This window comes from Sphingobacterium sp. ML3W, assembly GCF_029542085.1.
In the GTDB taxonomy this organism is placed as follows: Bacteria; Bacteroidota; Bacteroidia; order Sphingobacteriales; family Sphingobacteriaceae; genus Sphingobacterium.
In genome coordinates this window covers 937,564-951,806 of record NZ_CP107036.1, presented here as the reverse complement: position 1 = coordinate 951,806, position 14,243 = coordinate 937,564, and the positions used below count along the sequence as shown (strand labels likewise).

At 44.0% G+C, this 14,243-nt stretch carries 10 protein-coding genes; 7 read left to right on the top strand and 3 right to left on the bottom strand.

The window, feature by feature from the left end; all coding sequences use genetic code 11:
* Positions 1–133 precede the first annotated feature (133 nt).
* Positions 134–1,003, bottom strand: coding sequence for a hypothetical protein (locus OGI71_RS03955; RefSeq protein ID WP_282254006.1), 870 nt, complete (start codon positions 1,001–1,003; stop codon positions 134–136).
* 181 nt (positions 1,004–1,184) lie between these two features.
* Positions 1,185–1,430 carry a hypothetical protein gene (locus tag OGI71_RS03950; protein WP_282254005.1) on the bottom strand — a complete coding sequence of 82 codons (246 nt, stop codon included), beginning with the start codon at positions 1,428–1,430 and terminating at the stop codon, positions 1,185–1,187.
* 251 nt (positions 1,431–1,681) lie between these two features.
* Here OGI71_RS03950 and OGI71_RS03945 point away from each other — a divergent pair, with 251 nt between their 5' ends.
* From OGI71_RS03945 to OGI71_RS03925, 5 genes are all read left to right on the top strand, one after another.
* Positions 1,682–2,290, top strand: a complete 609-nt coding sequence (locus tag OGI71_RS03945) for a sigma-70 family RNA polymerase sigma factor (RefSeq protein ID WP_282254004.1) — start codon at positions 1,682–1,684, stop codon at positions 2,288–2,290.
* Between the two features lie 75 nt (positions 2,291–2,365).
* On the top strand, positions 2,366–3,532 hold the full coding sequence (locus OGI71_RS03940; protein ID WP_282254003.1) for a FecR family protein: 1,167 nt from the start codon (positions 2,366–2,368) through the stop codon (positions 3,530–3,532).
* 154 nt (positions 3,533–3,686) lie between these two features.
* Positions 3,687–7,109 (top strand): carboxypeptidase regulatory-like domain-containing protein, encoded by a 3,423-nt coding sequence (locus tag OGI71_RS03935; protein WP_282254002.1) that lies wholly within the window; start codon positions 3,687–3,689, stop codon positions 7,107–7,109.
* A 10-nt stretch (positions 7,110–7,119) separates the two neighbouring features.
* Positions 7,120–7,923 carry a hypothetical protein gene (locus OGI71_RS03930; protein WP_282254001.1) on the top strand — a complete coding sequence of 268 codons (804 nt, stop codon included), beginning with the start codon at positions 7,120–7,122 and terminating at the stop codon, positions 7,921–7,923.
* A 3-nt stretch (positions 7,924–7,926) separates the two neighbouring features.
* Positions 7,927–8,718, top strand: coding sequence for a hypothetical protein (locus tag OGI71_RS03925; protein ID WP_282254000.1), 792 nt, complete (start codon positions 7,927–7,929; stop codon positions 8,716–8,718).
* A gap of 158 nt (positions 8,719–8,876) precedes the next feature.
* On the opposite strand, the gene OGI71_RS03920 is transcribed toward OGI71_RS03925, so the two are convergent.
* Positions 8,877–11,660 (bottom strand): family 78 glycoside hydrolase catalytic domain, encoded by a 2,784-nt coding sequence (locus tag OGI71_RS03920; protein ID WP_282253999.1) that lies wholly within the window; start codon positions 11,658–11,660, stop codon positions 8,877–8,879.
* Positions 11,661–11,981: 321 nt separating this feature from the next.
* Here OGI71_RS03920 and OGI71_RS03915 point away from each other — a divergent pair, with 321 nt between their 5' ends.
* Together OGI71_RS03915 and OGI71_RS03910 are read left to right on the top strand one after the other, a co-directional pair.
* Positions 11,982–12,806, top strand: coding sequence for an AraC family transcriptional regulator (locus tag OGI71_RS03915; RefSeq protein ID WP_282253998.1), 825 nt, complete (start codon positions 11,982–11,984; stop codon positions 12,804–12,806).
* Between the two features lie 75 nt (positions 12,807–12,881).
* Entirely contained in the window at positions 12,882–14,207 is a 1,326-nt protein-coding gene (locus tag OGI71_RS03910) for a serine hydrolase domain-containing protein (RefSeq protein ID WP_282253997.1), read from the top strand.
* Positions 14,208–14,243 lie beyond the last annotated feature (36 nt).

Sequence of the window (14,243 nt, the reverse complement as noted above, 5' to 3'; positions counted from 1 at the left end):
GGAAGTCCCGCGGCTATTTTACTCATATACTGATGTTTTACTTTTCCATCTTTAAGATACATTTCTTCATAGTCAGAGGGAGTGATCACCTTGGTTGCCGCAAACGGTCGGCCTTGCCTGCAAATGGGCACCCTTAACCAATGGGCTCGGCATGCACCCAATAATGAAAAATATCGCTCTCTTCACGCTTTCGGTACAACAAGGCAATATTGGATTTCTTTGTTTTCCATATTTTCAGCACTTTGTCTTTCGCTACGGATGATTTAAAGAGTTGTTTAAACTGTTGGTTTAAAACGGCTTCGTCACCTTCAAAAGCTGCTTTGCCATATAACTGCGTGATATAGGTTGAAAGCGTCTCCCTTTCCTTATCAGCCAAGTCAGGATTCGGTTTCCTAAAATCTGTAGAATCAAAACTTACCGTCAGACCCGAGAATAGTACATCATCCTTTTTTCTATTTAGAATCTGAAATTCATAGCCCAAGGTGCCATTGCTTGTGTAACCTGTATTTTGGTCTAAATTTTTAACCTGATCCCAACTGACATTCAAAAAATCAGCAGATGCGGAAATATGCATCTTCGTCGAATCCGTAATCACCTGCTTATTATCTTTATAACCTGATAAAACAGTTGTGTATGTCCCTGGCAGATAAAAATTATGTCCCCATTCTGTTGTGAAAGAATAACCACCTGCCTGTTGACGCAAAAGATTAAACTTTTGAGATGTTCCTTCAATTTTCCAGATAAGCGAGTCCAATTCGCTATACATCAGGGGTAACACAAATGACTCATTTGGTCCTTTATAGGTGCTGTCCTTTAAGGTGAAGACCACCATATCATAAATGCCTGCATTTTTAGTGTCTGCGATAAGATGCAATGGCAGCGGTTTTACTGTCTCATCTTTGGGTTCTTTATCCTTATCATCTTGATCCAACTGTTCGTATTTATCTGAACAGCTAAGGACAAGTAAAGTCGAAAAAGCAAAAACACTTAAATATTTTAACATAGAAATATAAATTATACAGCAATTAACTGGATGGCAAGACGCGACAAACTTACAAAATATTTCATTAATTAAATAATAAAAAAGCACTGGTTAAACAATAAAAAATCTATTTCCACAGAATACTTGAATACACCGAGTATCAGCAAGAAAAGATCAGACAGTCACCCAAGCTTAGCGGCAATTATGCGCTTTCAGTCGCCGATAAAAATGCCGCGTTAAATCCTCTAATTGCAATAAGATTAAGAATAGCGGCCTCATCACGTTTTAAGGTGCGCACCGTTATCGTACATAGTTTATCCTGCAAGTCTGCCGAAATATATTTCAGATCAGCAATATGCCGACTGAGATAAGTTATTAGATCAGCACGTTTGGCCAGCACCTGGGCCGAAACAGCGAAGGTAAGTAAGTAATATTTCATTTTTTTCATGTCATTTTTTTTGTCCATGACGAAATCCATACCTCCACACTGATTTTCCCGATCAGCTTAGGCGATATGCCCGTTATTTAGCGTAACAAATATAAAAATTTTTGACCATAATACAACAATAGTCAAAAGTAAAGAATAAAAAAATACTGTGCTCCAGATACCACAGACCAAATGAATATTAATAATTTATTAATATTCGTAAAACGCTTAGGTATAATTAGCTCCTTACATTTGGTCTTTGCTTAACTATCATGGCTAATTGTGAATATACAGCGCTTAAGGATCAGGAACTGCTCGATTTGGTCCAATTGAAAGACAATAAAGCTGCTTTTTCCGAACTCTATAACCGCTATTGGGAACCCTTAATCAATCTTGCAGGGAAAAGGACGCTCTCCCTTGCTATGGCTGAGGAAATCGTTCAGGATGTTTTTGTCAATTTTTATTTACGGCGGAAGGAAATCCAAGTCAGCCATTCCCTTTCGGCTTACTTAAAAACAGCGATTAAATTTCAGGTCTTTAAAACCTATCGGGCGCAAAAGATCCAGGCTAAATATATCCAAACAGTATCCTACAGCGGGCATACCGCTCCTATTCAACCCGACAATATCCTGGAGGCTAAGCAAATCCATGCCGAGATTTTTCAGATCACCGAAAAAATGCCCGCCACCTGCAAAGAGGTTTTTCTATTGAGCCGTTTCGAAAAACGTTCTAATCAGGATATTGCCAACGAGTTGAACATTTCTGTAGCCATGGTCCGTAAACACATTACGAAATCCATGAATATCATGCGCAGCGAAATCAAAGAACATCAAATGGATATTTTCTATCTGGTGCTGCTGTTGTATATGCACAAAAATTAAGTAAAATCATTTTTTTTGAAATTCCTGTTCCCGCTTTTGAATACTTAGGGTACTAGTTAGTATAAAGCAAAGGAAATGGACGATCAAAATCAACAGATACTAGATATACTCGCTAAATACGAAGCAGGAACAATAACGGAAGATGAGCTGCTGCTACTTGAAGATTGGTACGCTTCATTTGAAGCCAATTCAGATCTCATCGATAATTTAAGCTCCGAAGAACGTGCAGTCAGAAAAAAACAACTGCAGGAAAAGATCTTCGATCAGATTAGTACCGAGACATCCTCAACAGCAGAAATGCCCAAAAAGCGATTTTCCCTAAACCTGGGCAATAGGCTTTGGCAGGCAGCCGCCTCCCTAGTTCTCCTTTGTACAGTCTCATTTTACATCTTCCAGAAGCAGTCTGACAAGCTGCCCATCAGCGCAGAAGAGCAAAACAGCACCATCAATCCCGGAACGGATCAAGCGACCTTAATACTCGGTAATGGTGAAAAGATCCTGCTGGATGACTCCAAAAACGGAGAGCTCAGCGCCGAAGGCAACATTCATATCAACAAACTGAAACCGGGCAATCTAGTTTATACGGCCAGCAAAAAGGTCATCAAGGTGCTTTCCAATACACTTTCTACCCCGCGGGGCGGCAGATACCAGTTGACCTTAGCTGATGGTACCCAAGTCTGGCTGAATGCACAATCTTCGATCACTTACCCTTCAGCCTTCCAGGGCTCATCGCGTGAAGTGACGATCACGGGCGAAGTGTACTTTGAGGTAGCGCACAACGCCAAGATGCCCTTCCGTGTTCGGTCAGAAAATCAACTGATCGAAGTACTGGGAACACACTTTAACGTCAATACCTACAACGCCAAATCTAGCGCCAAAACAACCCTCTTAAGCGGTTCCATCGCCCTGACCAATACCCATCAGCACATCATCCTCAAGCCTGGTGAACAAGGCATTGTAGCCGGCCGGTCCATGTCCGTAAAAAATGTGGACCCGGCTGAAGTAATCGCCTGGAAAGAGGGTTACTTTGACTTTACGGATGCTGATATCGGTAGCGTTATCGACGAACTGGGCCGTTGGTATAATGTCGACATCCGCTATAATGGCACCGCAACACATGAAACCTTTACGGGAAGAATACCGCGGTCCTGGCCTTTTGAAAAAGTATTGAATCTATTAAAAACGTTTAAAAGCATTCAGGTAGAGATGCAAGGAAGGAGGCTTATTGTAGAAACAAAATAACACACACAACCTAATGCCAAATTCCAAAAAAAGCCAATAGTGGTCGTAACACTACTGGCCGATAGCCGGAATAGGCAAATGAATTTCTCGATCCGATTTAACACATATTTCAGCTTAACAAATGTATAAAAAAAATACAAAAATACTATTGAAAATGAAGCTAACCACCTTCATGACACTTTTTGGCATGCTACAGATCAGCTTTGGGGCGATTGGACAAAACATCAGTCTCTCCGAGAAGAAAAGCTCCCTGGCCAAAGTATTCAAAAAAATAAGTACGCAGACAGGTTATGGATTTTTAGTAGAAGGCAGCCTTCTTAAAATGTCCAGACCGGTCACGATAGAAACCCGCAACACCGATATAAATAGTGTACTGGCAGAAATTTTCAAAAATCAACCGCTGACCTTTGTGCTGAAAGACCAATCCGTGATCGTTTCGGCAAAAACAACAGCAGCTATCCCCGTTTCATTATCCCGGAACACAGACAAAATCGGGACGCAACAACAGGGGAACATCAGCGGAAGAATTACAAATGAAAATGGTGAAGCGCTCGTAGATGCAAGTATCACTGTGCTCCAAACCCGTCAATCATTAAAGAGTAAAGCCGATGGAAGCTATACGTTGAACCTCCCAGCCGGAACCTATACGATTGAGGTCAGCTACATTTCCCATCAGACAAAAAGGATCACCGACATCGTTGTCCATGCCGGGAAGCAGACCAACCTAAGCATCGTTTTAAAGGATGTGGTCAAAAGCCTAGAGCAGGTTGTTGTCACGGGAAGTTATAAACAGGAAAGTATTGCTTCCCTATATACCAAACAAAAAAATGCAGCGACAATCTCCAACGGAATCAGTCGCGAGCAAATAGCCGTTTTACCGGACAAAAACGTTGGTGAGACCTTAAAACGCATCTCTGGTGTCAGTACCAATGACAACCGCCGGGTCGTTATCCGGGGTATTGCCGAACGGTATAACCTAGCCATGATGGATGGAGCTACCCTCCCGAGTACCGACGTGCAGGTAAGGGACTTCGAATTTGATATTGTACCGAGCAACCTGATCGACAATGTCGTTATCCACAAGACTTCATCGCCAGATCTGAGCTTTGGTTTTGGTGGTGGACTGGTCAAGATCAATACCCTGGCCATTCCAGTCAAAAACTTCACCTCCTTTTCGGTAGGAAGCAAGTATATCAATGGGTCAACGGGCAAAGATTTCATGGGCTATGGCCGCGGCAGCTGGGACTACCTGGCATTTGACGATGGCACACGGGGCAATTTTCCAAGGGATTTAACCGTATTCAACGGTATCAATTATGACCCTGCCAACCCTTACAAACCGGTGCCTGAAGGAGTGACGCCTTTTACACCCGAAATGATCGCTGCACAAAACAAACGCATCGGCGGATTAGAACGTTTGGGTACACGAAAATATACCGCGCTACCCGGACAAAACTATCAGTTCAGCCTGGGGCGGAGTTACAATACGATGAAAGGTATCTTTGGATTTGTAGGCTCGCTCAGCTATCGAAATGAACAATCTATTGATAACATTTCAAATTTTGAACGCGGCAACTGGCAAAAAGTCGAGGGGACAACCTACGATATAAGCACTGGAAAAGAAATCCATCCGACGACCTCGATGCAGTACAACTTTAATTCGAGCTTAAGCGGATTGATCAACCTGGGCTGGAACAGCAAAAATCACAAAATAACCTCCCGCAACTTTTATTCCCGCATGTTCAACAACCAGTTTTCAGTGATCCAGGGCTGGGGAAATGATATTGGCCACGATTCGAGGCCTGCCATCCGGGAGTATGACCGCCCCAAATTCATCAATATGCTTCAGAACAGGCTGGATGGGGAGCATCGCTTTGGCGATTTTAAGCTAGAATGGAATATTGCCCGCAATCGTCTGAACAACCTCGAGAAAGATGCTACCGAAGCCTGGCTCGCCCCGATCGGTACATTAAATGATACCATTTACAATATTATCCCTTCACACTATGCCAATGCCGGTGACGGGACATTTACACGCTCCGAATACCATTATACGGAGACCAACAAAATTGCCGAGGGCGCATTGAGCTACCAGACGAACTGGTTCGGGCAAAAGCAAACCCTGAAAGCCGGCTATCAATTTATGGATCGGCATGGGCTATTCGAATGGGTCTCCCTGCCGATCGTTTCGGTCGGTGCAAACACCTTTGCCCCTGTAAATACCTGGTCGAAATACCTGGAGTTTCAGGACCCTTTGCATGGGATGTTCTATTATCCCGCTGCATTCTCCATCAGTGCCTATGAAGGGAAAAATATCAATCAGGCTGTCTATGGAATGATGGACAACAGGTTCAATTCCTGGATTCGACTGACCTGGGGATTACGTGCCGAATACTTCAAGTATAAAAGTTTGCAAAACGGCGATAATGACCTGCAGATGGATGCACGCACCATTGCCATGCGTAAGCAACGCTTTGTCGATCCAGCTACCGGAAAACTGGTGGGCATGACAGCAGATCCCGAAACCGAAGAGAAAACCTGGCGTTACCTTCCATCGGCGAGCTTGACATTGACGCCATTACAGGATTTCAATATCCGGATGGCCTATTCGCAGTCGGTGGTCCGTCCCGCGTTGATTGAAAACTCCAGAATGGTGCGACAGGATCCGGCACTGGGTGGTGCTTACCGCAGAAATGAAGGCGTCCTGTCTACCGTAATTAACAACTATGATATGCGCCTGGAATGGTATCCTTCCATTGCGGAAGTCATTTCAATTGGATTTTTCTATAAATATTTCCAGAACCCAATCGAGTTGTACCAGCAGATGATGGATTCCTCGCACCGCATCTATGTAACGACCAATAACTCGGAATGGGCCAAAGTAAAGGGACTGGAGTTTGATATCCGCAAAAACTTAGGATTTATGCTTCCGGGCTCCCTGTTGGAGAATTTTAACTTTAGTGGAAACGTCACACTTCAACGCTCAGAAGTACAATCGGCCGAGTTCAGGTCCAAAGGCATAGGCACCGATAAATATGGAAATACCTTTGAATACCGGGAAAAACAATTCCTGAAAAGTAAGCGCCCGCTCTATGGACAGATACCTGTAGTCTATAATGCGGCATTACAATATGCCGGAGACCGCTTAGGTGCTAACGTAGCCTTCAATCATATGGGGTACAAAACCTTTATGACTGCCATGAGCGAAGACCTTATCGAATACGAGCGCCCTCGGAATCAGCTAGATGCACAGCTGAGCTACAAATTATTGAAAAATAAAAATCTGGATGTCAAACTCAACCTGAGCAATCTATTGAACAGTCCATTCCGTTTTTATGTGAACAGACCCGAAACGTTCAAAGTGCAAGATCGATGGAAAGGCTTGTCAAACTCCGAGTGGCCGACACAAGAGTGGGATGAGATCTACGAATGGAAGTTTGGATTTTCTCAAAAATATGAGGAAGGTTACTACGAGACCTCTGCCGATGGAACCAAAAAGACACGCGTAGGTGATAAAGAAACCTTCAACCGGAAAGTGGGCAGTTCCTTTAGCCTATCCATCGGATATACATTTTAAATAAACCGCTATGAAACCAAAAATAATTTTAACAGCTACGGCGATCTCCTTTTTTCTGCTCTTCACCCTCCTGTCATGCAATAAAGGCGGAGACGATCTACTGTATCATTCCAATGTACATATGATCAATTTAAGTGGATACAATAACAGCAATGAGGAACTTATTCTTCAATTGGATACATTTAGTGCGACAGTGACTCCGGCCTTTAGCAAAATCGCTTTCGGGGCGAACTATAATTTCAATGACCCTAGCAAGCAGCACTTAAAATTTACCATGAAGTCCAAAGCGACCGATAAAATTTTACTGGAAAGAGACATCAGGGCCAACGATACGGCGGTCTCGACAAACCTCAATATTATCTATATGGACGGAAAAGTGGCTGATTTCCCAACGCTTCCGGCGCCAGTGGAAGGCAAGGTCCAATTAATCTATATGTTCCAGTCCAATATTTTAAACTACCGAGAACCCGTGGATATTGTATTTGGGAAATACTATTTTACGCCCAAAGTGTTTGAAGAAGTCATTCGGATCAAAAACTTAAAACCCAATGAATTCTCCAAACCCATAACTTTTGACCCTTTTCCGTTAGGAATACAGGATTACAAGGGGGAAAAAACGTCGGTATTATTTCGGGCCTATATTTATAAAGCCGGGACCGACATCCCCTATACGGAAGGGTCTTCATTTGAATTTAGCCAGCTTACCTCGGGTGCACCCGTTCCCTCACCCACAAAAGCAATCTCCAAGCTGTTTATCATCAACGAAGCTCCGCTTAATAATATTATAAGGTTTAATAAGGTTTTAGAATTATAATTTATGAAAAATTTATTGACAAAGACATTTTTCCAACCTATTACGGTACTGCTGATCAGCATTTCCTTCTTTTTCAGCGCCTGCAACAAAGACACTGTTGAGGTAGAACGGGCGATGCATATTCTGATCAATGGTTATAATGGCGGTGAGCACCCTTTAGTGATCGCGATTGATACCACCGTATTTGATCATAAAAATGGTGATTTTATCATCCAACCCCAGAGCAATATCCATTTTGCTACTGCTTATAGCTACAAAGTACCCAAAAAGAGATTTGTTACTTTAACCGACACGGTGACAAAGAAAGTGGTCTATAGTGCTGAATTGCCTGAAAACACCATCAAAGTAAATTTCAACTACCTCTATTTTGATGGAAAAGTACAGGAGGTGACCCCTCCCGCTGCGGATCCCAATGTCAATAAATTAGGCTTTTACATTTATGATAAAAGCATTGATTTTCCAATTGATATTTCGCTACAAAAGGTCAATGCAACTTCGGGCGATGTCCGTAAAGAGTACATTGCAAAAAATGTGCTTCCCGGAAGATGGGTCTATGTCGATTATCTGCCACTCAAGGATTTTGACAAAAATGTAGATCTAATGAGTGCTACAGTCCATTTCACAAAGGCCAATACAGATGAATGGGCTTTTGACGGCGATGAAACAAAAAGTAAGTTGCCCGCCGGTGGATTCTTTTTCCCAAAATTGAACGACAAGGGAAAAGTTCAGCCCTATTTTATTGCGCCCAAAGTGCCCAATCAAATATTCAGCCGGCTTTTCTTCTATTTGGATTAATCGGATCCACAGGTAATCATTGGCGATAACGCACATCTAGGCTAAACGCGCGTTATCGCCAATTTTTATTTTAACTTCAAAATAGCAATACCGCTTCTACCGACAAGCTTAGTTCTCCACAAGGGCATAGCATCACCATCACTTCGTTGTATACTCCCTTAAAAACGGTATACGCCAGGCTGCAATTCAAAGACCCGATAATTCTCTTCTACCGCAAGCGGTCGGATCTTTTTTTCATCCGGCAGCAGCTGTATATGATCTTCCTTTGGAACCTTTAGGATGGCTACCGTATTGGGCGGAACAACTGTCTCCAGCTGCAGCTTGCCCGCATCCCTTTGCCAGTGAATCTTGATCAAACCACTCGGAGCCCTAAAGGCTGTCTTCACCCAGCTGATAGGCACATCCTGGCTTCTCGGCACCTGTATGACAAATGAGCGATACCCCGGGCTCAATGGTTTTATCCCGGCAAGCCCATCGATATACCATGCGCCAGGATATAAAAATGAACTATGGAGGAGCGAATGTCCCTGAAGATCTTTTTCCCACATTTCCCATATTGTTGTGGCTCCATTAGCCTTCATATATCCCCAGCTGGGGTAGGTTTCCTGTTTCAGCATGCTATAGAGCAGATCATGACGACCGACAGACCGCAAGTACTTGAACAGTAATGCTCCGCCAGTGATACCAGCATGGATATGCCCCTGATGTTTGACCAAGATATCCTGTGCCAATTGTGCAATAATTTTTTCCCTGTCCTCCGCTTTGGCAACTTCTGACAACAGCGCTAGCGCCTGATTGGCCATGGAGCCATCAGCATACAACTGCGTTTGTGTATTGTAAAATAAGCTATTAATGGCATACGTTGCTAGCTCCGCCTGTTTTTGCCATACCTGCGCCTGCTCCTTTTCGCCGATCGCCAAAGCAATCCGGACCGCTGCCCGCAGGTTGTATAACCTATATAGATTATTGAAACAAATGTTTTCAGCTTTGTTGTTATTCATCCCCTCCGCGGTCGCATTTGGCCACAGCCAATCCCCCAAAAAGTCCCAGGTACCACCATAGGGTTGGAGGATATGATCATGGACATGGGTATCTATGTACGCGATCCAGGTCTTGATCAGATTGAAATTGTTTTTTAATATACTCAGGTCACCATAGTGCTGATAATGGTTCCAAGGGAGAATAACGACAATCCCGCCCCAGGCCGGACCACCACCACCCCAATACGTAGGGGCTGTATGCGGCAGTATACCATTATTGAATATACGGCCACTCGTTTCATTCTTTCGGGCCCAGGATGGATCGTTCATATCGCCCACCATAGACTCTGTGCCCTGCACATCGCGCCAGTCCTGCATCCATTTTTCATAGAATGCCGCCATATTGAAATTGGCCATTCCTGTTTCTGAGGTCGCATGAGCATCGCCCCCATAGCCCATACGTTCGCGTTGTGGGCAATCGACGATCATTCCCCCCAGGGAAAGATTGCTGTAGGTCCATAAGATACGCTCATAGATCCAGTTCTGTAAACTGTCAGAACAGCTAAATTCAGTCACTGGCGCAAATCCGGTGCGGATGGCCCAACCTTTTATGGCAGTGAGGGCCGGCTTTTCCTTTGCCCCCCGAATTGTAATCCATCTCCCCGAACTATAGTTGAACCTGTTTCTGAACGTACCCCGCCCTGTCGGCCCCAGGATATAGGCACTCCGATTTTTAAAGGTCATCTCCTCCTGCGATCGTTCGGAATAGAGGAAATCAATCCGCTTACCTGGACTGCCTTTTACTTCAATCTCAGTCCAGCCCGCAAAATTAACGCCCATATCAACCCGATAATCACCATTTGGCAGGGATGCTATAGCTACTGGACGGATTTCTTTAAAAAGAACATTATCTTCCACAGCCTGCGCAGACAAAACAAGTTTAGGCTGAAATTCCTGCGCCTGCTGCCAGGATTTATCCGAAAATTCCGACGAATTCCAATTGGGAATATCCTTGTTCGCGTCGAACAATTCGCCACCAAAATTATTCGGAGACCAATTGCCTAAGAGCTTGTTGGGACTTGGATGTGTTTTCCAGCTTTTATCCGTTGAGATCAGCGCGAATTGTTTTCCACCTGTATCATAAAGCTGAGCCTGTGCACGAAGAATGGGGCTTCGGGGTTTATCGGCTGTTGCATAAGGTGCATAGATGGACCAGCCTGTACCCAGCCAAAATGCGATTGTATTCTGCCCCCGGCGCAGATACGGTGCAATGTCATACGTGACATAACGGGCCCGTTTGCTATGGTCTGTTACTGCGGGTGTTAATATCGAGTTTCCAATTTTTTTCCCATTGACATAGAGTTCGTGAAATCCGACCGAAGCAACATAGATCCGGGCATCCGCAACGGTCTCCTTTAGTGTGATCGTTTTCCGGAACCAGGGATCATCCAGGTTACAGTCTTTCGCCCTCGGGTCATAGGTATCCCCTGTTCCAATCCAGCTGGAAGTCCAGTCCTTTTCGTCAAATAGTCCGCTTGTCCATTTTGCGATCGGGCTATAAGCGGATATCCGACCCCGTTCATCCTGAACAGCAACACACCAGAAATAGACCCGGTCTGAAGTCAGCGGTTTACCCTGATACCGGATATGTTGCGTATCGGATGATTGCATCCAACCCGAATCCCAGCTTTCCCCTTTTTGGCGGACTAATGCAGCAGAGTCTGTACCGACGAGAATCCGGTAAGCGCGTTGCCTTTGTCCATACGCATTGTTATTGGTTGCCTGCGGCAGCCAACCCAGCCGAGGTTGCCTTTGATCTACGCCCAGCGGGTTTGTCCGGTATTCACAGGTCAATTGATCGGGAAAAATGGATGCGCCGGATTTTTCAGCGGCCCAACTTGGTTGACCATAGAAAAAACATAAAAAAATGCAATAAAATAGGTTTAGTAGGTGTCTGTTCATTCCCTTATTTTTTTCGATTACTGATGAATAAGCCAACGACCCGATCACACTACAAGATCCCTTAGGGATACAATTTTCCCGAAAATTTCCGTACAACAGGGATTAGGCTTTGCTAAATTTACACAACTCATTGATTTAATGAGGCATGACATCCCTATTTTTTATTCTTCCACCGGTCGAAATTTTCACAAATACCATTGCCTTCCCACTTGTCCGCATTGATTAAAAGTGTAACTTAAAGCCTCGTTCGAATACCAATAAAAAAATTCATCGGACGACCTTTAACCATGAAGAAGGTTAAAAAAAACAGCTGTATAACAAATGATCCTAAAAATCTATCAACCTGAGAGCCCCCTATTGAAGCGCTATATTGCGTGTTTTTATATCCTAGAGAAAACTGCAAGCGAGAAGCCTGTTACCTATTTTACCTTTCCCAGTATTTATACCATCGTGACCATCAGCGAACAGACCAGTACGTTCGTCACAGCCGACAAGATCATTACAACACATTGCCCCACAGCCCCCATAGAGACCAACCTTGTCTGCGACTTTAATCAACCCGTCCTGATCAGCTACGAGGGAAAAATAAATGAAATCACCACCTACTTCAAGCCGCTGGGGCTAAGTGCTTTTATCGCGCATGACCTGCGGCACTACAACAGCGGAACTTTTCCCGATTTTAATCCCCACGCCGATTATAAAGAGGTCATGGCCACCATTCTCTCCATCGCAGATCATCAGGAGCGCATCCAGGCCCTGGAAGCCTATTGGCTCTCAAAACTCCGCCCTTTTGAAGATCTGCTGCTAGAAAATATGCTCCGCGAAATGCTCGATACCAACAACCTGAATCAGTCCATGACGACATTGTCGCGCAAAATCGGGCGATCACGGACAACGATCAACAAACATTTTGATCAGCATATCTGCAAGAGTCCATCGCAATTCAAAAAAATAGTCCGGTTCCGGGCAGCTATTCAAAACCAGCAGGACGATAAAAACAACATAGGCCGATCCTATCATGTCGATTATTTTGATCAGTCGCACATGATCCGGGATTTTAAAAAATTGACCGGTTTTACACCAAAAGTGTTCTTTTCCAAAATAGCAGCCCTGGAGCGGGATGAGATCAAATGGATTTTTATTTAAGGGGTTTACAAAAATACAATGACCGCGTTTTTTTTAATGGTAACATTGCTGTATAATTAATTGATGCAACAGTCCATGAAGTTTATTCTATTCATTATCCTCTGTCCGATGCTGGTTTTTGGACAGCAGAACACATCGGCAAAACTAGCCGACTATATGCAGGCACAGGTTGCCATTAATCATTTTAGCGGAACAGTGCTTGTGTCAAAAGATGCTGTCCCACTACTCAAAAAAGCCTATGGGCTGGCCGATTATGAGTGGTCTATTCCCAATACCGTCGATACCAAATTTCAGCTGGCCTCAGTCACCAAACAATTTACTGCGACAGCGATCCTGCAATTAGTTGACCGGGGTCAATTATCCCTTGATGATAAACTCAGCAGATTTTTTCCAGATTATCCCAAAGCCGACAGTGTCAGCATCCATCAGCTATTGTCCCATTCCTCCGGGCTGGCCATGGGTTTCAAAGAAATCGCTGTATCCAGCATCAGCAATGATTCCGCCTATGCGGCCATCAAGCAGATTCCTTATGTATTTTCACCCGGCAGCCAAAGTGCTTATAGCAACATCGGTTATTACCTATTGGCGAAGATCATTGAAAAAGTTTCAGGTGAACCTTATGCTACTTTTTTAAAGAAAAATATCTTTGAAAAAGCAGGCATGAACAATACAGGCGTCAGCAACAATGACTCCATCGTATCCAAAATGGCAAAGGTCTATTGCCATAGCGAACATGGCCTGATACGCAATCCCTATATCAACTGGCAGATCAATGTTGGCCATGATGGCGTTTACTCGACCGTCGAAGATCTGGCACGATGGGACAGCCTGCTTTATGGAACCGCTATTTTATCTGCCGAGATGAAGAAAAAAATGTTTACGGCCCATAACGCCGAAAACTGGGGCTATGGCTTTATCATCAATCCCTTTTACAACCATGGGCATCAGCTGATCGCACACGATGGTGGTTTTTTCGGCACAATGAGTTCCTTTAACCGCTATACCGATGACAAACTTTTTGTCACGGTCCTTTCCAATAACGAATCACTCTCCCATATGATTGCTTATGGACTTTCAGCAATTGCATTGGGAAAAGAAGTCGAGCTCCCGTACCGACATCATCGTGCAGCGATAGACTCTACCTTGTATAAGCGCTATGTGGGCCAGTATGGTCAGGTTCAGATCCTCCATAGGAATGGGAAGCTTTATTACAATGATACCGAAACAGAACTTATCCCCGAGTCTGACACAAAATTTTTCAGATCCGAGGATAACGACAGGACCATTGAATTTGTAAAGGACAAAATGGGCACTTACAATACGATTATTTTAACAAAAGCCGGCGTGAAAGAAATACTCAAAAGAAACACGCAAGAGAATAAAAAACATCCCGCCAAATAATGTAAAGCCCCCAAAACGTTAGACACTTTTGGAGGG